General features: G+C 64.2%; 19 protein-coding genes. 8 read left to right on the forward strand and 11 right to left on the reverse strand.

Translation table 11 applies throughout. The features are described 5' to 3' along the window. Positions 1-140 precede the first annotated feature (140 nt). Positions 141-551 carry a response regulator gene (locus tag AC0L30_RS25600; RefSeq protein WP_473405526.1) on the forward strand — a complete coding sequence of 137 codons (411 nt, stop codon included), beginning with the start codon at positions 141-143 and terminating at the stop codon, positions 549-551. Here AC0L30_RS25600 and AC0L30_RS25605 read toward each other — a convergent pair. From AC0L30_RS25605 to AC0L30_RS25620, 4 genes are all read right to left on the reverse strand, one after another. Continuing rightward, positions 548-1,252: a response regulator gene (locus tag AC0L30_RS25605; RefSeq protein ID WP_007599066.1), complete on the reverse strand. Its 705-nt coding sequence runs from the start codon at positions 1,250-1,252 to the stop codon at positions 548-550. The genes AC0L30_RS25600 and AC0L30_RS25605 overlap by 4 nt on opposite strands. 136 nt (positions 1,253-1,388) lie before the next feature. Next, a complete protein-coding gene (locus AC0L30_RS25610) occupies positions 1,389-2,072 on the reverse strand; it encodes a response regulator (protein ID WP_035995389.1) in 684 nt (227 codons plus the stop codon). Between the two features lie 138 nt (positions 2,073-2,210). After that, on the reverse strand, positions 2,211-3,380 hold the full coding sequence (locus AC0L30_RS25615; RefSeq protein ID WP_473405527.1) for a c-type cytochrome: 1,170 nt from the start codon (positions 3,378-3,380) through the stop codon (positions 2,211-2,213). A gap of 139 nt (positions 3,381-3,519) precedes the next feature. Beyond that, positions 3,520-5,235 carry a PQQ-dependent methanol/ethanol family dehydrogenase gene (locus tag AC0L30_RS25620; RefSeq protein ID WP_354200614.1) on the reverse strand — a complete coding sequence of 572 codons (1,716 nt, stop codon included), beginning with the start codon at positions 5,233-5,235 and terminating at the stop codon, positions 3,520-3,522. 980 nt (positions 5,236-6,215) lie between these two features. Between AC0L30_RS25620 and AC0L30_RS25625 the strand changes: the two genes are divergently transcribed. The 4 genes from AC0L30_RS25625 (at position 6,216) to AC0L30_RS25640 (ending at position 11,260) form a co-directional block, all read left to right on the forward strand. Then, positions 6,216-6,701 carry a (2Fe-2S)-binding protein gene (locus AC0L30_RS25625; protein WP_007599059.1) on the forward strand — a complete coding sequence of 162 codons (486 nt, stop codon included), beginning with the start codon at positions 6,216-6,218 and terminating at the stop codon, positions 6,699-6,701. 84 nt (positions 6,702-6,785) lie between these two features. Next, positions 6,786-9,128, forward strand: coding sequence for a xanthine dehydrogenase family protein molybdopterin-binding subunit (locus AC0L30_RS25630; RefSeq protein ID WP_007599057.1), 2,343 nt, complete (start codon positions 6,786-6,788; stop codon positions 9,126-9,128). 13 nt (positions 9,129-9,141) lie between these two features. Then, positions 9,142-9,942, forward strand: coding sequence for an FAD binding domain-containing protein (locus tag AC0L30_RS25635; RefSeq protein ID WP_473405528.1), 801 nt, complete (start codon positions 9,142-9,144; stop codon positions 9,940-9,942). Positions 9,943-10,150: 208 nt separating this feature from the next. Next, positions 10,151-11,260: a CaiB/BaiF CoA transferase family protein gene (locus AC0L30_RS25640; protein WP_473405529.1), complete on the forward strand. Its 1,110-nt coding sequence runs from the start codon at positions 10,151-10,153 to the stop codon at positions 11,258-11,260. A 188-nt stretch (positions 11,261-11,448) separates the two neighbouring features. Here the strand turns inward: AC0L30_RS25640 and hppD are convergent, their stop codons facing one another. Continuing rightward, positions 11,449-12,564: a 4-hydroxyphenylpyruvate dioxygenase gene (hppD, locus tag AC0L30_RS25645; protein ID WP_473405530.1), complete on the reverse strand. Its 1,116-nt coding sequence runs from the start codon at positions 12,562-12,564 to the stop codon at positions 11,449-11,451. A gap of 121 nt (positions 12,565-12,685) precedes the next feature. On the opposite strand from hppD, the gene AC0L30_RS25650 reads away from it, so the two are divergent. Both AC0L30_RS25650 and AC0L30_RS25655 read left to right on the forward strand, forming a co-directional pair. Beyond that, positions 12,686-13,165, forward strand: a complete 480-nt coding sequence (locus tag AC0L30_RS25650) for an Lrp/AsnC family transcriptional regulator (RefSeq protein WP_007604464.1) — start codon at positions 12,686-12,688, stop codon at positions 13,163-13,165. Between the two features lie 74 nt (positions 13,166-13,239). After that, positions 13,240-13,551, forward strand: coding sequence for a DUF1272 domain-containing protein (locus tag AC0L30_RS25655; RefSeq protein WP_473405531.1), 312 nt, complete (start codon positions 13,240-13,242; stop codon positions 13,549-13,551). A gap of 123 nt (positions 13,552-13,674) precedes the next feature. On the opposite strand, the gene fahA is transcribed toward AC0L30_RS25655, so the two are convergent. The 5 genes from fahA to AC0L30_RS25680 all read right to left on the reverse strand — a co-directional run bounded on the left by fahA (position 13,675) and on the right by AC0L30_RS25680 (position 19,388). Then, entirely contained in the window at positions 13,675-14,949 is a 1,275-nt protein-coding gene (gene fahA, locus AC0L30_RS25660; RefSeq protein WP_473366031.1) for a fumarylacetoacetase, read from the reverse strand. Between the two features lie 231 nt (positions 14,950-15,180). After that, positions 15,181-16,527: a homogentisate 1,2-dioxygenase gene (hmgA, locus tag AC0L30_RS25665; RefSeq protein WP_473405532.1), complete on the reverse strand. Its 1,347-nt coding sequence runs from the start codon at positions 16,525-16,527 to the stop codon at positions 15,181-15,183. Beyond that, complete coding sequence (locus AC0L30_RS25670; protein WP_473405533.1) at positions 16,524-17,486, reverse strand: MBL fold metallo-hydrolase; 963 nt, start codon at positions 17,484-17,486, stop codon at positions 16,524-16,526. The genes hmgA and AC0L30_RS25670 overlap by 4 nt, the downstream gene beginning before the upstream one ends. Before the next feature lie 25 nt (positions 17,487-17,511). After that, a complete protein-coding gene (locus AC0L30_RS25675) occupies positions 17,512-17,751 on the reverse strand; it encodes a DUF2783 domain-containing protein (RefSeq protein WP_354170315.1) in 240 nt (79 codons plus the stop codon). A gap of 8 nt (positions 17,752-17,759) precedes the next feature. Then, positions 17,760-19,388, reverse strand: a complete 1,629-nt coding sequence (locus AC0L30_RS25680) for an FAD-dependent oxidoreductase (protein ID WP_473405534.1) — start codon at positions 19,386-19,388, stop codon at positions 17,760-17,762. A gap of 110 nt (positions 19,389-19,498) precedes the next feature. Here AC0L30_RS25680 and AC0L30_RS25685 point away from each other — a divergent pair, with 110 nt between their 5' ends. Further along, positions 19,499-20,041, forward strand: a complete 543-nt coding sequence (locus AC0L30_RS25685) for a MarR family winged helix-turn-helix transcriptional regulator (RefSeq protein WP_007599039.1) — start codon at positions 19,499-19,501, stop codon at positions 20,039-20,041. Here the strand turns inward: AC0L30_RS25685 and AC0L30_RS25690 are convergent, their stop codons facing one another. Then, positions 20,042-20,848, reverse strand: a complete 807-nt coding sequence (locus tag AC0L30_RS25690; protein ID WP_473405535.1) for an N-acyl homoserine lactonase family protein — start codon at positions 20,846-20,848, stop codon at positions 20,042-20,044. It abuts the gene before it with no gap. Positions 20,849-21,080: the final 232 nt, after the last annotated feature.

Genomic DNA, 21,080 nt, shown 5'->3' on the forward strand with positions numbered 1-21,080 from the left:
TTTGGGGGCGGGGCCCCCCCTCCGCCCCCGTTTGCCCCCCGGGGCGGGGCCCGGGGGGGTGGTGGGCGCCCCGGCCCGCAAAGGGACCCCCCTCCCCCGGGGCGGGGCCCCCCCCCCCCCGGGGGGGGGGCGGCGACGAGGTGCACGAGATCAAGCTCGACGAGCGGCACTATAGCGGGCTCGAAGGCGCCAAGATCCTGCTGATCGAGAACGATCCGAACGGCTCGGAGGCGATGGCCGCGCTGCTGGAAGGTTGGGGCTGCGACGTCGCGACCACGCGCTCGGCTGCCGATGCGCTGCTGCGCCTCAGCGAGCTCGGCGGTGCGCCGGATGCCGTGATCGCCGATCTGCACCTCGATCACGGCGAGAGCGGCCTGTCGGCCATCGCCGATGTCCGCCAGCATCTGAAGCTCGACACGCCGGCCATGATCATCACCGCCGACTACTCCGACAAGGCTGCAAAGGAAGCGAGCCGCCACGGCCTCGAGGTGCTGAAGAAGCCGATCAAGCCCGCCGAGATGCGGGCGCTGCTGTCGTTCCTGCTGGGCTAGTCCCGCGCGGGTGGATCGGGCTGTGCCCGCTCGCGATGGGCCGTGGGGCTCTCGGCTGCCAGCGTCGCGAAGTCGATCCTGGACATTTCGACGATCGCCTTGGTGCGGCTGAGCACGTTGAGCTTGCGCAGGATCTCGGAGACGTGGACCTTCACCGTGGTCTCCGAAATCGTCAGCTCGTAGGCGATCTGCTTGTTTTGCAGGCCGCGCTGGAGCATTTCGAGCACGCGCAATTGCTGCGGCGTCAGCTCGTGCAGGCGCTTCAGGAGATCCTGCGCGGGGCCGGACGCCCGTTGCGGCCGGGCCCGTCCGCGATAGGCGGCGGGAACACAGACCGAGCCGCGCAGCACCTCGCCGATCGACTGTGCCAGCTCCTGCTTGGACGACGATTTGGGGATGTAGCCGGACACGCCGAGCGACAACGCGCCGGACACGATCTGCCGATCCTGATGTCCGGATACGATGACGACGGGAATTTTTGGAAACGCCTTGCGGATGCGGATGATGCCCGAAAGACCCGTGGTGCCCGGCATCGACAGATCGAGCAGGATCAGGTCGAGTTCGGTGCTCGCCGCGATCTGCTCCAGCGCGCCGTCGATCGACGTCGCCTGAACGATATCGGCCGCGGGCGCCACCATCCGGAGCGCGCCTTCGAGCGCCTCGCGAAACAGCGGATGGTCCTCGACGATCAGAAATCGCATCACGTAAGAGCCATTGTGAAGACCTTGCTGAAGACCTCGCCCAGGAGGCCGCCAGGGCCGGCGTCGAATTGAACGCGTTGAGAATGGCTCGGCACCGCCAAGCCGGCTTGATCCAGGTCAAGAACGACACTGCGCGTCATTGCGACCTGCCGCGATCGGGCCGCGCATAAGGCCGGCTGCGCGGATCGGGCAGCTCCATCTTGCCGATTTCGATGATCGCCTTGTTGCGGCTGAACAGGCCGAGCTTGCGCAGGATCTCGGTGATATGCGCCTTCACCGTGGATTCCGCGAGCTGAAGCTCCTGGGCGATCTGGCGGTTCGGATAGCCGCGACGCAGGAGGTCGAGCACGCGAAGCTGCTGCGGCGTGAGCTCGTGCAGCTTGACCTCGAGCGCCTTGCTGGCCTCGGCCCGCCGCTGCGGCGTCGCCACGAAATCCTTCGGCACCGACACCGACCCGCTCAGCACGCCCTCGATCGATTGCGCCAGCTCACGCTTCGACGTCGACTTGGGCAGATATCCGGCGGCACCCAGCGCCAGCGCCTCGCGGACGACGCGCTGGTCCTCCTCGCTCGACACGATGGCGACCGGCAGGCGCGGAAAGGCCTCGCGCAAGCGCAGAAAGCCGGAGAAGCCGGTCGCGTCCGGCAGCGAAAGATCGAGCAGCGCAAGGTCGATACCCTGCTCGGCCGACAGGATATGCAGCGCATCCGCGATCGACATCGCTTCGAAGATCCGCGCTTCCGGCAAGGCCAGCCGCACCGCATTGCCGAGCGCCTCGCGAAACAGCGGATGATCGTCGATGATCAGGAAGCTGGTCATGGCGCCTTCCCAACACTGCATCGCACGCGCACCTGCCGCGGCGGCGGAAGCGGCACATCCATGCGATCGCCGTCCGGCGCCGGGATGATGCCGGACGGACGCTACCACATCCTCCCGATCGCGCTCGGTCAAGATCGCTCAGTCGTTCGATTCGGATTGGACCGTCAGCAGGAAGGAAAAGATGTGGTCGAACTGATCGTCGGTGAAGACCTCTTTCCAGGCCGGCATACCCTTGGTCGGCCGCCCCTCATGCACGGTGGTCCAGAATTTCTCGCGCATATCGTCACCGTAGCGATGACGCAGCAGCCGCAGGTCGATCTTCCGCTCGCTCTGGATCGCGTCCGGACCGTGGCAGTGCGCACAGGTTCCGTTGAATATCTCCTTGCCCGAACCGACGGCCTCGGTGCCGGGCGCGTCGCCCTTGGTCTCGGTGGCGACCACACTGGCGGTCTGCGTCGCGCCGGGCCCGGCCCCGATGGTCGTTCCCGCCGGCATCGCTGGGGCCGCACCGAAGCGAGCCGGCTGGCCGGTCGGCAAGCCATATTTGACCGCGAGCGCGCCGATCGTGGCCTGAAGCTGCGGCAGGACGGCATCGACGCGATCACGCAGCTCGGTGGATGTCTTCGCAAAGCCGATCGCCGCATCCCATGACAGGCCTTCGCCCTCGGTGAGCTGAATCTGATAGCGATCATTGTAGCTGGTCTTGTTCAGCCAGCCGGCGACCGGGCCCCAGATGAAGGCGACGTCGGCCTTGCCCTGATCGAGCGCCTGCATGCCTTCCTCGGGCGACAGCACCGTCACCATCCGGATGTCGGTGCGGCTCGCGAGCAAATTTTGCGGCGTGCTGGCGAACTGCACGGCAACACGCTTGCCGTGGAGGCTGTCGAGGCCGTTGAGCACCTGCCCCTTGGCCGCCACGAGGCCATAGCCCTCCTTCGCGACCGTGCCGGAGAAGATCACGGCCGGTCCCATGAAATCCTCGGACCGCGGCAGCCCGATCATGGCGTCGCATTGCTTGCCGAGCAGCGTGACACGCACGGTGCGCTTGCCGAAATAGGATTTGTACCAGTCGTAGGCGACCGGCCGGCCGAGCGCCTGCGCCAGGGCCTGCCCGATCTCGACATAGAAGCCCGGCTGAGACGGATTATCGCTTGAGAATGGAAGATTGGTCGGGTCGGCGCAGAGACGCAGCGGCTGCGCCTCCTCCGCATGCAACAAGGCGGGAACCACCAGCGCGGCGGCACATGCGAGTAGACCTGCGATGGCGCGATTTCGGCTCGCACCGATGCCAGAATGATTCGGATGCATTCTCGTCTCCCGTAGCTCTAGAGTGGGCCGGAGTTCTGTTGAGCCAGGCGCTGCGGCAGCAGGCATCGGCCGATGCCGCAGCTCGTGTCAGGAAAAGGCGCGCGCGTATCCCGTCATATCGAGATACGCGCGCGAGTGCTCACTGGACGGAGAACACGAAGAGCGAACCGCCCTCGGGGGCTGCGGCCGTCATCTTCTTTCCTATCTCGCCCAGGAACGCCGGCAGCGCAGCGGTGCGGCCGACGACGATGGCGACATATTGCTTGCCGTCGACCTGATAGGTCACCGGACCTGCGCCGATGCCGGAGCCGAGATTCTTGCTCCACAACACCTTGCCGGACTTCGCATCGATGGCGCGGAAATCGCCATGGATGTTGCCGGCAAACACGAGGCCACCGCCGGTCGTCAGCGTGCCGCCGTTGAAGGGCAAGTCTTCCTTGATCGACCAGACCTTCTTCTGCGCCACCGGGTCCCAGGCCACGAGCTCGCCGAGGAAGCCGCCGGGACCTTCCTTGGTCGGGAATTCGGCGCCGAGATAGAACACACCGCGCTTGTAGGCGACGTCCGAGACCGACCAGTCCATGCAGACGTTGTTGGACGGGATGTAGACGAGACCGGTCTGCGGATTGAACGACATCGGCTGCCAGTTCTTGCCGCCGATCAGGTTCGGGCAGATGTCCTTGGCGGGATGATTCGGCCCGGGACGCTTGTCGGGATCCTCGACCGCGCGCATCGTGGCGACGTCCCACTTCTTGGCCCAGTTGGAGAACACGTATTTCTCCGCCGAAAGCACCTTGCCGGTCTCGCGGTTGGCGACGAAGAAGTAGCCGTTGCGATCCGCCTTCATCAGCGCCGGAACGGTGCTGCCGCCGATCTTCAGATCCGCGAGCACGGCTTCGTTGACGCCGTCATAGTCCCAGGCATCGGCCGGCGTGGTCTGGATGTGCCACTTGATCTTGCCGGTGTTGGGATCGAACGCCACCGTCGAGGCGGTGTAGAGATTGGTCAGCTTGCCGAAATTGCCGTCGCCGGTCGAGCGCACCGCCGTATTCCAGGGACCAGGATTGCTGGTGCCCCAATAAACCGTGTCGGTCTTCGGATCGTAGGAGCCGACCAGCCAGGGCGCGCCGCCGCCATGCTGGGCGGAGTCGCCCTTCCAGGTGTCGCCGCCGGGCTCATCCGGCGACGGAACGGTATAGGTCTGCCACAACTGCTTGCCGGTGCCGATGTCGAAGGCCTGGAGCGAGCCGCGTACGCCGTATTCGCCGCCGCCGAACCCGGTGATGACCTTGTCGCGCACGACGAGCGGCGGCGAGGTGATGACCGAACCCTGCTTGTAGTCGACCACCTTCGTCGTCCACAGCGACTTGCCGGTCGCGGCATCGAGCGCCGTCAGCTTGCCGTCGAGGCGACCGACGAAGATCTTGCCGTCGGCATAGGAGACGCCGCGATTGTTCACATCGCAGCAGGCGTATTGCAGCACGTCCTCGGGAATATCGGGCTCGTAGGTCCACTTGCGCGCGCCGGTGGCGGCATCGAGCGCGTAGACATATTTCGGGCCCCAGGAGCTCGAAACAAAGAGCGTGTTGCCGACGACGATCGGCGAGGATTCGTTCGAACGCAGCGACGCCAGCGAGAACGAATAGGCGAGCGTCAGCTTGCCGGCGTTCTCGGTGTTGATCTGCTTCAGCGGGCTGAAGCGCGTGTTGCCGTAGTCGTGGCCGGCAACGGCCCACTGGTTCGAATCGGATTGCGCCTTGAGCAGGGAGTCGTTGGCGCGAACGCCCGGCGTAGCGGCGGCGAGCATCGCAATCATCGAGATGCCAGCCAAGAAGCCCTTCGTTCCAAAGGTCATGTATTCCCTCCGCGATGTTGTTGTGCACGCCATGTTGGGCGCTTGAGCGCGCTGCGCTCGTGATGCGCAGTTTGTCTGCGAGCCATCGTTTGAAATTACAGCATCGCCGTTTCGCGCTTAGTATAGGCGGAAGGTAGTAGTGCGGATCATTAGCGAGTTGCGCCGCTCATCTCGTTGTTCAGGCTTGCGTCTTGCCCCTGCTTGCAGCTCGAAACGAGCCGTCGGATTTAGGCGCACCGCGCCGCAATCGGGCCACTCCCATCCGGCTTCGCGTCCGTCTGTCACGATGATGGCGCTACCACCACCGCAAATTTTTCGAAGACGTTCGCGGCAAGTTTTCGCGAGGTCGAGTCGGTCAGCCGCGCGCCGAGATGTGCGAGCTTGCCGCCGGTCTGCGCGTCGGCCTCGTCGTGCAGGATGGTGACGTCGGGCGATCGTTTCCAGCCGGACCGTGGCCCGACCTTGGCAAAGCCCGCGACGCCGCCCGCGCGGCGCCTTCACCGGACCGACCTTCAGCCCCACGGTCGCAGTCCTGGGCGCCCCGGCCGGCACGGCTCGCCGCCGGCATCGGGCCAGCACAGCTGCGCTGCACGGCCACGAACAAAATCAATGACTTAGCTTGCCGCCGTCTACTACCAAGATCGCGATTACAATGGCGCAAGCGCGTGCTCCTATTCATGTCAACGAACAAGACATCAAAGGGAGACATGACGCGCGAGGACCCCACGTCCAGGACCAGCGCCTCGCACCGGCGGTTGAATTAAGCCCGCCGCTGACCGAAGCGTGCATCGTTTTCGAAGGCTCCTTGCAAAGTCGCGCCACGCGCTGGCGGCGGCACGGGGCATCGCGACCGAATCGCCCACCCGCGACAACCGTCACGATGACCTTTCCATGACGCGCCGCCTGTAAAATCCCAGTTGCAAACTTCCGTTCGCGCTGTCTCTAATTGGAATAACTATAAACATTCGGGAGGTACTCACGTGTCTACAGTCAAACTGACGGTGAACGGCAAGGCTGTTGCCGTCGACGTCGAGGACCGCACGCTGCTGGTTCAGCTGCTGCGCGACCACCTCAACCTCACCGGAACCCATGTCGGCTGCGACACCAGCCAGTGCGGCGCCTGCGTCGTCCATATGGACGGCAAGGCGGTCAAATCCTGCACCATGCTGGCGGGACAGGCCGACGGCGCCAGTATCACCACGATCGAAGGCATCGCCAAGGGCGACGAGCTGCACCCGATGCAGGCAGCCTTCCGCGACAATCACGGCCTGCAGTGCGGCTATTGCACGCCGGGCATGATCATGTCAGCGATCGACATCGTGCACCGCTATGGCGGCCAGCTCGACGAGGCCACCGTCCGCCACGAGCTCGAAGGCAATATCTGCCGCTGCACCGGCTACCACAACATCGTCAAAGCCGTACTGGACGCGGCAGGCCGCATGAAGGTCTCGCAGGCGGCCGAGTAATCGGCGCGCCTCGAAACAAAAACCATCGCCGCCGCTTTCGAGGGAAAGCGCGGTCAAGACAAATTCCGGTCGGGAGGACCAGACATGGGTGTTGAAGGCATTGGCGCGCGCGTCGTGCGCAAGGAAGACAAGCGTTTCATTACCGGCAAGGGCCGCTACGTCGACGACATCAAATTGCAGGGCATGACCCATGCCCATTTCATCCGCAGCCCGCACGCGCATGCCAAGGTGAAGGGAATCGATTCCTCCGCCGCGCTGAAGATGCCGGGCGTGGTCGCGGTGCTGACGGGACAGGAGATCGTCGACGACAAGGTCGGCAACCTCATCTGCGGCTGGGCCATCACCTCCAAGGACGGCAGCCCGATGAAGATGGGCGCATGGCCGGCGATGGCGCCGGAGACGGTGCGCTTCGTCGGCCAGGCCGTCGCAGTCGTGATCGCCGAGACCAAAAATCTCGCACGCGACGCGGCCGAAGCCGTGGTCGTGAATTACGAAGAGCTGCCCGCGGTCGCCGACGTCCACGCCGCGATCAAGTCCGGCGCGCCGCAGCTGCATCCCGAAGCTCCCGGCAACCAGGTTTATGACTGGGTGATCGGCGACGAGGGCGCCACCGATGCCGCCTTCGCCAAGGCCGCCAACGTGGTGAAGCTCGACGTCACCAACAACCGCCTCGCGCCGAACGCGATGGAACCTCGCGCCGCGATCGCCGACTACGATTCGGCGGAAGAGCATTTCACGCTCTACACGACGTCGCAGAATCCGCACGTCGCCCGCCTGGTGCTGTCGGCGTTCTACAACATCGCACCCGAGCACAAGCTGCGGGTGATCGCGCCCGACGTCGGCGGCGGCTTCGGCTCGAAGATCTTCATCTATCCCGAAGAGATGGTGGCGCTGTGGGCCTCGAAGAAGGTCGGCCGTCCCGTCAAATGGACCGGCGACCGCACCGAAGCCTTCCTCACCGATGCGCATGGCCGCGACCATGTCACCCATGCCGAGATGGCGTTCGACGCCAACAACAAGATCACCGGATTGAAGGTGAAGACCTACGCCAATTTCGGCGCCTACATGTCGCTGTTCTCGTCCTCGGTGCCGACCTATCTCTACGCGACGCTGCTGTCGGGCCAATACAACATCCCGGCGATCCATGCCGAGGTGGTCGGGGTCTACACCAACACCACGCCGGTCGACGCCTATCGCGGCGCCGGCCGCCCCGAGGCGAGCTATCTGATCGAACGTCTGATGGAGACGGCGGCGCGGCAGTTGAAGGTCGATCCGGCCGCGCTGCGCCGGACCAACTTCATCACCCAGTTCCCGCACCAGACGCCGGTGATCATGGCTTATGACACCGGCGACTTTAATGCCTCGCTCGATGCCGCGATGAAGGCGATCGACTATGCCGGCTTTGCCGGGCGCAAGGCCAAGGCGAAGGCCGACGGCAAGCTGCGTGGCATCGGCGTGTCCTGCTACATCGAGGCCTGCGGCATCGCGCCGTCGAAGGCCGTCGGCAGCCTGGGCGCCGGCGTCGGTCTTTGGGAGTCCGCCGAAGTCCGCGTCAACCCGGTCGGCACCATCGAGGTGCTGACGGGATCGCACAGCCACGGCCAGGGTCACGAGACCACGTTCTGCCAGCTCGTCGCGGAGCGGCTCGGCGTTCCCATCAGCCAGGTCTCGATCGTCCATGGCGACACCGACAAGGTGCAGTTCGGCATGGGCACCTACGGCTCGCGCTCGGCCGCCGTTGGCCTCACCGCGATCCTGAAAGCCATGGAGAAGATGGAATCCAAGGCCAAGAAGATCGCCGCGCATGCGCTGGAAGCTTCGGAAGGCGACATCGTCATCGAGAACGGCGAGTTCAAGGTGGCCGGAACCGACAAGGCGATCGCCTTCCCGATGGTCGCGCTCGCGGCCTACACCGCGCACAATCTGCCTGACGGGATGGAGCCGGGCCTGAAGGAAAGCGCCTTCTACGACCCGACCAATTTCACCTTCCCGGCCGGCACCTATATCTGCGAGCTCGAAGTCGATCCCGGCACTGGCAAGACGTCTTTCGTCAACTTTGTCGCGGCCGACGATTTCGGCCGGCTGATCAACCCGATGATCGTCGAGGGCCAGGTCCATGGCGGTCTCGTGCAAGGCATCGGACAAGCGTTGCTCGAGCACGCGATCTACGACGCCAGCGGGCAGCCGGTCACGGCCTCGTTCATGGACTACGCCATGCCGCGCGCCGACGACGTTCCCTCGTTCAACCTCTCCCACACCACGACGCTGTGCCCGGGCAATCCGCTCGGCATCAAAGGGTGCGGTGAGGCCGGCGCGATCGGCGCGTCAGCGGCCGTGATCAACGCGATCACGGATGCGATCGGCAAGAACAATCTGGAAATGCCCGCAACCCCGGACCGGGTGTGGCGCACGATCCACGCGGCTTAAGGGAGGAACGAAGATGTACCAGACCGTTTATCATCGCGCGTCCTCGGTCGACGAGGCCGTCGCCCTGTTCTCCAAGAGCAGCGAAGCAAAGTTCCTCGCCGGCGGCCAGACGCTGCTGCCGGTGATGAAGCAACGCCTCGCCAGTCCGTCCGACGTGATCGACCTCGGCAAGATCAAGGAGCTGCAAGGCGTCGAACTCTCGGGCGACGTGCTGACCATCAAGGCCGGCACGACCTATTTCGACATCATGCAGAATGCCGATGTGAAGAAGGCGATCCCCGCAATCGCCTATCTCACCTCGGTGCTTGGGGACCCCGCCGTGCGCTATCGCGGCACGATCGGCGGCTCGATCGCCAACAACGATCCTGCCGCGGATTTTCCGGCCGCGCTGCTCGCGCTCGGCGCCACCGTGAAGACCAACAAGCGGTCGATTACGGCGGATGACTTCTTCAAGGGCCTGTTCACGACGGCGCTGGAAGACGGCGAGCTCATCACCGCCGTGTCGTTCCCGGTTCCGGCGAAGGCAGGCTACGAAAAGATGCGCCACCCGGCGTCTCGCTTCGCGCTGACCGGCGTATTCGTCGCGCAGACGAAGTCGGGCGAGGTTCGGGTGGCCGCCACCGGCGCCTCGCAAAGCGGCGTGATGCGGGTCCCGGCCATCGAAACGGCGCTGAAGGCGAATTGGTCGCCGTCGGCTATCGACAGCGTGAGCATTTCGGCGAGCAATCTGCTGGCCGACATCCACGGAACGGCGGAGTACCGCGCCAACCTCATCAAGGTGATGGCGCAGCGCGCGGTGGCTGCCGCTCGCTGATCATCGCGCCTTAGCGCCTCAACACAAACTTTCCGCGGCGCGCACTTCGGTGCGCGCCGTTTTATTTGGCCGTGCGGGTGAAAAGCGCTTGCCTCACTGGCGTGGAGGCGAGAAAAGTTAATCGGCCAATTAACTTGCCCCGCAGAGGAACGCCTCGGCGCTTGCCGACCATCGGCAATATGCGCCTTGGATCCGAGGAAACAAACACGTGCTCGATCAATCAGCCCAAAACTCCTCCGTCCGCACCTCCGGCCCGCTCGCAGGTTTCCGCATCGTTGAATTCGCCGGCATTGGACCAGGCCCGTTCGCCTGCATGATGCTGGCCGACATGGGCGCCGAAATCGTCACGCTCGATCGGGTCGGCGCCAGGAAGAACATGAAGTCGGTCGCAGGCCGCGGCCGCAAGGTGGTCGAGCTCGACCTCAAGGACAAGGCGGCGATCGCGGAGGTGCTCGATCTGCTTGCGAATGCCGACGCACTGGTCGAGGGTTTTCGTCCCGGCGTGATGGAGCGGCTCGGCCTCGGGCCTGACGTGGTGCTCGCGCGCAATCCAAAGCTGGTCTACGGCCGCATGACCGGCTGGGGCCAGCAAGGCCCGCTCGCCAACGCCGCCGGCCACGACATCAACTACATCTCCATCACCGGCGCGCTCGCCGCGATCGGCACGAAGGAAGCGCCGGTGCCGCCGCTCAATTTGGTCGGCGATTTCGGCGGCGGCGCGCTCTACCTCGTGGTCGGCGTGCTCGCGGCGCTGCTGGAGGGCTCGCGGTCAGGCAAGGGCCAGGTCGTCGATGCCGCGATGTGCGACGGCGCGGCATCGCTGATGTCGTTCTTCTTCGACATGACCACGCTCGGCCGCTGGACCGAAGGCCGCAACGAGAACTTCCTCGACGGCGGCGCGCATTTCTACGGCGTCTACGAATGTGCCTGCGGCCATTTCGTCTCGATCGGCTCGATCGAGCCGCAGTTCTACGCGTTGCTGCGCGAACACGCCGGCCTGACCGACGCCGACTTCGACGCGCAGATGGACCGCAAGGCCTGGCCCGCGCTGAAGGAAAAATTGAAGACGGTATTCAAGAGCAAGACGCGCGAGGACTGGTGCAAGACCATGGAAGGCACCGACATCTGCTTTGCGCCGGTGCTGACCATGTCGGAAGCGACCGAGCATCCGCACATGGTCGCCCGCAACGTCTTCGTCGAGCGCCACGGCGTGAAGCAGCCGGCGCCGGCGCCACGCTTTTCGCGGACCCCATCGGCGGTGCGAGAGCCGGAAGTGGCCGAGATCGGCGCGGTGACGAGGGCGTGGGCGGAGCGTTAAGGCCTCCGCTGTCGCATCACACTCCGGGTCGTCCTGGCGAAAGCCAGGACCCATAGCCACCAAACGTGGTTTGACGAAGACTCGGAGTTACCAGTCCGCCCACCGAGCGCTCCATGGGGTAATGGGTCCTGGCTTTCGCCAGGACGACGGCTGTGTTTGACGCTGCGGCGTGCCTATAGGTAGCGCGCCTACGCCGCATCCACCTTCAACACCCCACGCCGGATCTGATCCTCCTCGATCGACTCGAACAGCGCCTTGAAATTACCCTCGCCAAAACCGTCGTCGCCCTTGCGCTGGATGAACTCGAAGAAGATGGGGCCGATCGCATTGGCCGAGAAGATCTGCAGCAGCACCTTGGTCTGGCCGCCGTCGACCACGCCCTCCCCGTCGATCAGGATGCCGTTTTTCTGAAGCCGCGCGACGTCCTCGCCATGCTTCGGCAGCCGCGCGTCGATCCGCTCGAAATAGGTCGCGGGCGGCGCCGGCATGAAGGGCAGGCCCGCTTCGCGCAAGTCCTCGATGGTGCGGTGGATGTCGCGGCAGCCGCAGGCGATGTGCTGGATGCCTTCGCCGCGATAGATATTCAGATATTCCTCGATCTGGCCGGAATCGCCGGCGTCCTCGTTGATCGGAATCCGGATCTTGCCGTCGGGGCTCGTCAGCGCCCGCGAGAACAGGCCCGAGGCGCGACCCTCGATGTCGAAGAAGCGGATCTGGCGGAAGTTGAAGAGCTTCTCGTAGAAGCCGGTCCAGACATCCATACGGCCGCGATGGACGTTGTGGGTGAGGTGATCGAGATAGAACAGGCCGGCGCCGGCGGGACGCGGATCGCGCACGCCGAGCCATTCGAACTCGCTGTCATAGGCCGATCCCTTGGCGCCATAGCGATCGACGAAGTAGAGCAGGCTGCCGCCGATGCCCTTGATCGCGGGGACATCGAGCGTCTTCTGCGCGGAGGACACATCGGCAGGTTCGGCGCCGAGCGAAATCGCGCGGCCATAGGCCACCTTCGCATCGACGACGCGGAACGCCATCGACGGCGCGCACGGGCCGTGCGCGGCGACGAAGTCGAAGCCGTGGGTGCCGGGCTCCTCGTTGACGAGATAGTTGATGTCGCCCTGGCGATAGACCGTGATGGACTTGGTCCTGTGACGCGCGACGGGCGCATAGCCCATCAGCTTGAACAGCGCGTGCAACTCTTTCGGATCGGGATGCGCATATTCGACGAACTCGAACCCGTCGGTGCCCATCGGATTGTCGACGCTGATCGTGGCCGGCGGTGCATCGTGCGGAAACGGACCCATGCTGCTCTCCCAAATGGCTGCTGGAAGGAACTATCCTTCATGGGACGCGCAAGGGGCGTGCAAATGAGACGGCTTTTGACTAACATATGCACAGTCTGTGCATGAAGTGGATGAAACACGCATGATTCCGGTGGACGCCTTCGATCTCAAGATCCTTGCCGCGCTCCAGGACGACGGCCGCCTCACCAACCAGGAGCTCGCCGACCTCGCCGGGCTCTCCGCCTCGCAATGCTCGCGGCGGCGGATGCGGCTGGAGGAGGAGAAGGTGATCGCGGGCTATCATGCCGATCTCTCCAGCGAGGCGCTCGGCTTCGGCGTGATCGCCTTCATCCAGGTCACGCTGGCGACCCACTCGCCGGACAATTCCAAGCGGTTTCGGGCTCTGGTCAACCGCATCGACGAGATCCAGGAGGCGTATTCGCTCACCGGCGACGCCGACTACGTGCTCAAGGCCGTGCTGCGCGATCTGAAGGGTCTCTCCAATCTCGTCAACGACGTGCTGATGCCGCACCAGAGCGTGGCGCATGTGCGCTCCTCGATCGTGCTCGACCGGCTGAAGGAGAGCACGCGGCTGCCGCTGAAGGAATTGAAGGCTGGCTGAAATCGAGGGAACTACGGCATTCGCGCGCCACGCGCCGTCTGCGATGATCGCAGTCAATCTGCGGAGATTCGACTATGGCCCTCCAGCTTCGACCGAACTGCGAGTATTGCGACCGCGACCTGCCCCCGAACGCAACCGATGCGCGGATCTGCTCCTATGAATGCACGTTCTGCGCGGACTGTGTGGAGACGAAACTCTCCAACGTCTGCCCGAACTGCGGCGGCGGTTTTGCGCCGCGCCCGATCAGGCCCGCGCAGGAATGGCGGTCAGGCGTGTGCACGACGAAGCGGGCGCCGTCGGATAAGCGAGTGCATCTGAAGTACAGCCTGGAGGACGTCGCGGCGCATTGCGCGCGGGTCAAGGACGTGGCGCCGGAGAGGCGGTGAGCTGCCTCCCCGCCGTCATTGCGAGCGAAGCGAAGCAATCCAGACTGTCTCCGAGGAAGCAGTCCGGATTGCTTCGTCGCAAGGGCTCCTCGCAATCACGGAGAATATGGGGAGAGCTCGGCCCTACTCCGCCGGCAAAATCGTCCCTTCGACATCACCAAAACCGACGCGATAGCCCTTGCCCTGGCACCAGCCGCGCATGACGAGGCTGTCGCCGTCTTCCAGGAACGTCCGTTTGATGCCGCCGGGCAATTCGACCGGCTCGGTGCCGTTCCAGCTGATCTCCAACAGGCTGCCGCGCTGGTTCTTCTCCGGGCCGGAAATGGTGCCGCTGCCCAGGAGGTCTCCGACATTCATGGCGCAGCCGGAGGAGGCGTGGTGCATCAACTGCTGCACCGACGACCAGTACATGTATTTGAAATTGGTTCGGCTGATGCCGGCCGGTGCATTGGCTCCGGCGGCACGCAAGGAGACGTCGAGTTCGAGATCGTAGTTCTGCGGCTTGCCCTGCTTGAGGTAGTCGAGCGGCACCGGCTCCTGCTCCGGCCCGCTCAGACGAAACGGCTCCAGCGCCTCGCGCGTCACCACCCACGGGCTGATCGAGGTCGCGAACGCCTTGGCGAGGAACGGGCCAAGCGGCACATATTCCCATTGCTGGATATCGCGCGCGCTCCAGTCGTTGAGTAGCACGAAGCCGAAGATCATCTCCTCGGCCTGCTGCTCAGTGAGCATGCCCCCCATCGGCGAGGGCTGCCCGATCACGACACCCATCTCCAGCTCGAAATCGAGCCGCTTGCACGGTCCGAAGCTCGGCACCTCGACATTGGGCGGCTTCAGCTGCCCGCGCGGACGCTTCACCTTGGTGCCCGAGACCACGACGGTCGAGGCACGGCCGTTGTAAGCGATCGGCATATGCAGCCAGTTCGGCTGCAGCGCATTGTCCTTGCCACGGAACATCACGCCGACGTTGGTGGCGTGCTCCTTGGACGAATAGAAATCGGTGTAGCCGGAGACTGCGAATGGCAGATGCAGTTTCGCATCGCGCATCGGCACCAGAGCCTGCTTGCGCAGCTCCTCGTTGTCGCGCAGCTCGGGATGATCGTGGCGCAACAGCTCGCTGATCCGCGCCCGCGTCTTCGCCCAGACCTTTGGTCCCAGCGTCATGAAAGCATTGAGCGACGGCGTCGAGAACACGCCGAGCGGCCCGACGTCGAGCCGCGAATCCTGCTCGAGTTCCCAGAGATCGAGCACATAGTCGCCGATCGCCACGCCGACGCGCTGAGTCGGATTGGCCGCGGTCGAGAACACGCCGTAAGGCAGGTTCTGGATCGGGAAGTCGGAGGCGGGATCGACGTCGATGAAAGAGCGGAGGCTGGGATCGTTGGGGTGGGTTGTCACTTTTTCACTCGGTCCTTTTTCCTTCTCCCCTTGCAGGAGAAGGTGGCATAGGCGGCCTTTGGCCGCCGTTACTTAAGAGAACGCCGAAGCCAAGCTTCGGCTTTGGCGCCGGATGAGGGGTTGTATCTGCGTGTCCGAATGAGAGAGGCTTGTTCGCGGAGACAGACCCCTCACCCGTCTCGCCGCTACGCGGCGAGCCACCCTCTCCCACAAGGGGAGAGGGGAAGATCGCTACGGCTTGCTCGGATCGAACCGCTTTTCCAGGCCCTTCCAGCAATCCGCGTAGTCGTCCTGCAACGTCGCGGAATTCGCGGCGTGCGCGGTGACGCGCTGCGCGTAGCGGGTCTCGAACATGAAGGCCATGGTGCCAGTTAGCTTGACCGGCTTCAGCTCGCCATTACTGGCGTGCTCGAAAGCGTCGCGATCGGGGCCGTGCGGCAGCATGCAATTGTGCAGGCTCATTCCGCCCGGCACGAAACCTTGCGGCTTGGCGTCGTAGACGCCGTAGATCAGGCCCATGAACTCGCTCATGATGTTCATGTGATACCACGGCGGGCGGAAGGTGTTGTCGGCGACCATCCAGCGCTCGGGGAAGATCACGAAGTCGATATTCGCCGTGCCTGGGGTCTCCGACGGCGAGGTCAGCACGGTGAAGATCGAGGGATCGGGATGATCGAAGCCGATCGCGCCGACCGGCGAGAAGCTGCGCAGATCATATTTATACGGCGCATAATTGCCGTGCCAGGCGACGACGTCGATCGGCGAGTGCGGCAACGTCGTCTTGAACAGTGCGCCGCCCCATTTCACGAATAGCTCGGTCGGTGTGTCCTTGTCCTCGTAGTGCGCGACCGGCGTCAGGAAGTCGCGGGCATTGGCGAGGCAGTTGGCGCCGATCGGCCCGCGCTCCGGCAGCGTGAAGGCGCCGCCGTAGTTTTCGCAGAGATAGCCCCGCGCCGGTCCGCTCGGAATCTCCACCCGGAACTTGACGCCGCGCGGGATCACCACGATCTCGCCGGGCTCGGCATCGATCTGACCGAACTCGGTGACGATGCGAAGATTGCCCTGCTGCAGCACGAACATCAGCTCGCCGTCCGCATTGTAGAAGTGCTGGTCCACCATCGACTTGGTGATGAGATAGACATGAGCGGCCATGCCGGCCTGCGCGTTGACGTCGCCGGCGGTGGTCATGGTCTGCACGCCCTGAAGGAAAGTCATGTCCTCCTTCGGGATCGGCGCCGGATCCCAGCGCAATTGCGCGATCGGCAGATCGTTTTCATGGCACGGTGCCGAACGCCACAGGCCGCCGTCGGCCTTCTCGAAACGGCCCGAATGTTTCACCGACGGGCGAATGCGATAGAGCCATGAGCGCTCATTGGAGCCGCGCGGCGCCGTGAAGGGAGAACCGGAAAGCTGCTCGGCATAGAGGCCGTAGGCACAGCGCTGCGGCGAGTTGCGCCCGATCGGCAGCGCGCCCGGCAGCGCCTCGGTCTCAAAACTGTTGCCAAAGCCGGACATGTAGCCCGGCGTGACCTGGGCCGTGCTGCGAATGATCTGATCGGGCGAGGTATTGATGTTCATGATGATCCTCCTCCTTGCAGGGCGGCCCACATCTCCTGGTCGCGCTTGTCGGTCCAGATCACGGGGTCGTCGATTCCCGACGCCTCGTCGAAGGCGCGCGACACGTTGAACGGCAGACAGTGCTCGTAGATGGCGAAGCTCGAAAATTTCGGATCCATCACCTCGCGCGTCGCGGCCATCGATTGCTTCAGCGTGCGGCCCTTGGCGACCGAGATTTCAGCGGCGCCGTAGAGCGAGGTGACGAAGTCGCGCGTCATCGCGATGGCTTCGCGCACCGTGGCGACACCCTTGAGCGCATCGCCGCGGCCCGGCGCGATCGCCTTGGGATTGAAGTTGCGGATTTCGTTCAGCGTCAGCGGCCATTCGCGCAAATGCGCGTCGCCGCAATAGCAGGCCGAGTGGTATTCGATCAGGTCGCCGGAGAACATCACCTCGGCATCGGGCACCCAGGCGACGATGTCGCCGGAGGTGTGGCCGGCGCCGAGCTGCATCAGGCGCACCTCGCGCTTGCCGAGATAGATCGACATCTCGCCTTCGAAGGTCAGCGTCGGCCAGGTCAGGCCGGGAATGCTCGATGCGTCCTGAAACAGCCGCGGGAAGCGGCCATACTCGGAATCCCAATCCTGCTGGCCACGCTCCTCGATCAGACGATAGGTCTCCTGCGAGGCGACGATGCCCTGCGCCTTGTAGGCGGAGGCACCGAGCACGCGCACGGCGTGATAATGCGACAGCACGACATATTTGATCGGCTTGTCGGTGACGGTACGGACGCGCTCGATCACCTTGTTGGCCATCGCCGGCGTCGATTGCGCGTCGAACACCAGGCAGCCGTCGTCGCCGACGATGATCGCGGTGTTCGGATCGCCCTCGGCGGTGAAGGCGTAGAGATCGGTGCCGATCTCGGAGAAAGTGATCTTCTTCTCGGAGAGGTCGCCGGTGGATGCGAAGTTCTTCGCCATCAATTCATCCTTCAAGTCTTTGGGGTTATTGTTGTTGCTGTTGTTGTTGCTGCTGTTGCTGCTGCTGGCCGTCGATCATGCGCCGCCTGGCGAGGAGGATCGCCTCCCGCAGCACGTCGATATCGCCGATGTGATTGGCGAGGATCAGCACCAGCGCCGCGTCGAAGTCGGCGCTTTGCTCGTCGGTGAAGCCACGATGCGCCTCCACGATGGCACGAAAGGCGTCGTCGGGTCGCGCGAAGTTGGAGCTGGTGGAGAGCGGCATGCGAATCCTCAATTCAAGCCTTGAGACCGCGACAGCGCGGTCGCAATCGCTTCGCGCGTTGGACGCCGGAAGCGCGCCGCAACGTAGCCGTCCGGCCTGAGTAAGTAGGCTGAGCCTGGTTCCGCATCATAGCGCTTTGCGGTGAGCGCTGCCGGATCTGCGAGCCCGTCCTTCCCGCCGATGCGGATATCCTTCACACCAACCGGCGCCTCAATCGGCGCGCCATTGCTGAATGACAGCAAGGTGAAGTCCGTTCCACCCTTGCGGAACGCGTCCGTCAAATAGGCTTGCTCGCCCGTGGGCGTCGCAACGGGAGCATCGAGCATCGAACAACCCGGGAGCGGACCACCGCGCCACGCATCCGCATCCGGCGATGACAGCGGCGAGTCATAGCTGCACGGCACCGAGAGCCGCCCGCCATTGACCATGCGCTGGCCGAACTCCGTTTCCTTGGCCAGCGACAGCACCGCCTTACGCAGCCGCGCTTCCTGATGCGAGTTCGGTGCCATGAAGTCGGTCGAGCGGGTGGATTCGCGAATGTTCTCGTCGGCAGCCAGGCTGCGCTCGACATGATAGCTCTCGAGCAGGCTCGCGGGTGAAGCGCCGCGCAGCACGCGGTCGAGCTTCCAGGAGAGATTCTCGGCGTCCTCAAGTCCCGAGTTGGCGCCGCGCGCGCCGAAAGGCGACACCTGATGCGCGGAATCGCCTGCAAAGATCACGCGGCCATGGACGAAGCGGTCCATCCGTCGGCACTGGAATTTGTAGAGCGATATCCACTCGAACTCGAACTTGTCGTGGCCGAGCATGCGCTCAATCCGCGGCCGCACGTTCTCGGGCTTCTTCTCGACGATGGGGTCGGCATAGCGATTGAGCTGAAGGTCGATGCGCCAGACATCATCAGGCTGTCGGTGCAACAGCGCCGAACGTCCCGCATGAAACGGCGGATCGAACCAGAACCAGCGCTCCGTCGGGAATTCCGCGGTCATCTTGACGTCGGCGATCAGGAACTGGTCCTCGAACACCTGTCCCGCGAAGTCGGCGCCGACCATCTGCCGCAGCGAAGAGCGCGCGCCGTCGCAGGCGACGACATATTGCGCGTGCAGGCGATAGGCGCCCTCCGGCGTCTCGATTGTCAGCGCAACGGAATCGTTGCGGCGCTCCAGCGCCGTCACCTTGTTGCGCCAGCGCAGGTTGATCTCGGGCAGATCGCCGATGCGGTCGACCAGATAGGCTTCGGCGTAGTACTGCTGGAGATTGATGAAGGCCGGCCGCTTGTGACCGTCCTCCGGCAGCAGATTGAACTGGTAGAGCTGCTGCTCGCCGTGGAAGATGCGGCCGACGCTCCAGACCACGCCCTTATCGACCATGCGGTCGCCGACGCCGAGCCGGTCCCAATATTCCAGCGACCGTTTCGAGAAGCAGATCGCACGGGAGCCCTCTCCGATACGGTCGGCATCATCCAGAAGGACGACGTGCTGGCCGCGCTGGGCAAGGTCGATCGCAAGCGACAGCCCGACCGGGCCCGCGCCGACGACCACCACGGGATGCTCGGCCGCGCTCTGGCCGGGACGATCCTGATCGGGGTGGCGGCGATAGCCGAACTGGGTTTTGGCCTGATGCGTATTGGCCTTCGCCATGCGCTAACCTCGGCTCTGGTCAGGAGAGGCCTGATCTGCTAATAGTCTCACGTGCAACTATTTTGGACCGGAGCCGGCCGGCCGTCAACTGGAATTCGGAGCGCTCTCCCTTGGCGAGGACATCCAGCGACATCGCGCTGAAGACACGCGAGGCCGATGAGGCCTCAGCGCGGCCAAAAACACGGCTCGACCTATTCAGGTTCGTGCCGTTCCGCCTCAACCGGCTCGCCGCGGAGGTGAGTTCCGCGCTCGCGGTCGAATATCAGGAACGTCACGGCCTCGACATCCCGGCCTGGCGCGTGATCGCGACGCTCGGCTTCCGCAACGATGCCTGCAGCGCGCAGTACGTCGCGCAATGCACCCGCACGCACAAATCCACCATCAGCCGCGCGGTGACCATGTTGCTGCACCAGGGTTTGATCGAGCGCGTCGAGAACGAAGCCGATCGCCGCGAATTCCGCCTGCGATTGACAAGGAAAGGCCGCACGCTCTACGAGGAGCTGTTTCCGCAATTGCTGCGGCGGGAAGACGAGATCCTCGCCTGCCTCTCGGCGCAGGAGCGCAAACAGCTATCGACGCTGCTCGGCAAGATCGAACAGAGCCTCGATTTGATCCAGACCAGCGAAGAGGCCGACGCCAAGCAGGCGTATTGATCACTTCGCAAGCGATCGCGACGGCGGCAAATGCAGCGCCCAAACATCGACCTTGTCGCTGGCGCGCGGATAGATCTCCGTCACGATCGGATCATGCCCGGGAATGAACCGGTCAGGATGGCCGGCGAGACGCTCGATCGTCTCCCAGCCAACCGCCATGTCGCCGACATTGTAGACGATCGGGAATGGGCTTCGGCGCTGGAGATTGGCGTAATAATGCGCGGCATCCGACGCCAGCACCACCGGTCCGCGGGCGGTCTCGACCTTCACCACCTGCAGGCCGTCCGAATGGCCGCCGACGCGGTGCACGGTGACGCCGGGCGCGACCTCGCCGTCGCCGGAATAGAAATTGACGCGCTCGCCATAGACATGGCGGACCATCTGGGTGACGTGCTCGACCGAGAACGGATGTCGCAGCAGTCCGTTGCACATGCAGCGCCCCGTCGCGTAGGCCATCTCGCGCTCCTGGATATGGAAGCGCGCGTGCGGGAAACGGTCCAGATTGCCGGCGTGGTCGTAATGCAGATGCGTCACGATGATATCGCGAATGCTCGACGCCGCGACACCAAAGCGCTCCAGCGCGTCGACCGGATTGAGCGTCAGCTTGCGCGCCCGCGCGGACGCTTCCTCGGCATTGAAGCCGGTATCGACCAGAATGTCGCGGCCGTTGCCGCGGATCAGCCAGACGAAATAGTCGAGGTCCTGCGCCGCGCTGTCGTGCGGGTCGGGCGCGAGGAAGTTCATATTGGGCGTGCGCGGCGACATCGTCGCATAGCGCAGTGCGTAGATTTCGTAGGCGTTTCCCATGATTTTGATCTTGCTCTTTTGTGGATGCACCTTCAGGGGCGATCGACCGCACCAAGCCATCGTCCACCGCAAAGGTCAAACACCGGAGGTTGCGAAGCAGGCCCGTCCGCAATGTGAGACCAATCACATTGTTGTAGCCACGGCTGCCCTAACGTGCAGCCGCAATGACAACCAGAATGCATCGCGTGCAATCGTGACCGCCCGTTTATTCCCCCCGCAACATGCCCATGCG

This window comes from Bradyrhizobium sp. MI1.11 (assembly GCF_055811255.1).

Excerpts from the sequence above, each read along its gene's own strand:
- AC0L30_RS25670 (WP_473405533.1), bottom strand. The coding sequence starts at position 17,486 with ATGGCGAAGAACTTCGCATCCACCGGCGACCTCTCCGAGAAGAAGATC.
- AC0L30_RS25690 (WP_473405535.1), bottom strand. The coding sequence starts at position 20,848 with ATGGGAAACGCCTACGAAATCTACGCACTGCGCTATGCGACGATGTCG.
- hppD (WP_473405530.1), bottom strand. The coding sequence starts at position 12,564 with ATGGGTCCGTTTCCGCACGATGCACCGCCGGCCACGATCAGCGTCGAC.
- AC0L30_RS25650 (WP_007604464.1), top strand. The coding sequence starts at position 12,686 with ATGATTCCGGTGGACGCCTTCGATCTCAAGATCCTTGCCGCGCTCCAG.
- AC0L30_RS25635 (WP_473405528.1), top strand. The coding sequence starts at position 9,142 with ATGTACCAGACCGTTTATCATCGCGCGTCCTCGGTCGACGAGGCCGTC.
- AC0L30_RS25610 (WP_035995389.1), bottom strand. The coding sequence starts at position 2,072 with ATGACCAGCTTCCTGATCATCGACGATCATCCGCTGTTTCGCGAGGCG.
- hmgA (WP_473405532.1), bottom strand. The coding sequence starts at position 16,527 with ATGAACATCAATACCTCGCCCGATCAGATCATTCGCAGCACGGCCCAG.
- AC0L30_RS25630 (WP_007599057.1), top strand. The coding sequence starts at position 6,786 with ATGGGTGTTGAAGGCATTGGCGCGCGCGTCGTGCGCAAGGAAGACAAG.
- AC0L30_RS25615 (WP_473405527.1), bottom strand. The coding sequence starts at position 3,380 with ATGCATCCGAATCATTCTGGCATCGGTGCGAGCCGAAATCGCGCCATC.
- AC0L30_RS25680 (WP_473405534.1), bottom strand. The coding sequence starts at position 19,388 with ATGGCGAAGGCCAATACGCATCAGGCCAAAACCCAGTTCGGCTATCGC.
- AC0L30_RS25655 (WP_473405531.1), top strand. The coding sequence starts at position 13,240 with ATGGCCCTCCAGCTTCGACCGAACTGCGAGTATTGCGACCGCGACCTG.
- AC0L30_RS25605 (WP_007599066.1), bottom strand. The coding sequence starts at position 1,252 with ATGCGATTTCTGATCGTCGAGGACCATCCGCTGTTTCGCGAGGCGCTC.
- AC0L30_RS25620 (WP_354200614.1), bottom strand. The coding sequence starts at position 5,235 with ATGACCTTTGGAACGAAGGGCTTCTTGGCTGGCATCTCGATGATTGCG.
- AC0L30_RS25675 (WP_354170315.1), bottom strand. The coding sequence starts at position 17,751 with ATGCCGCTCTCCACCAGCTCCAACTTCGCGCGACCCGACGACGCCTTT.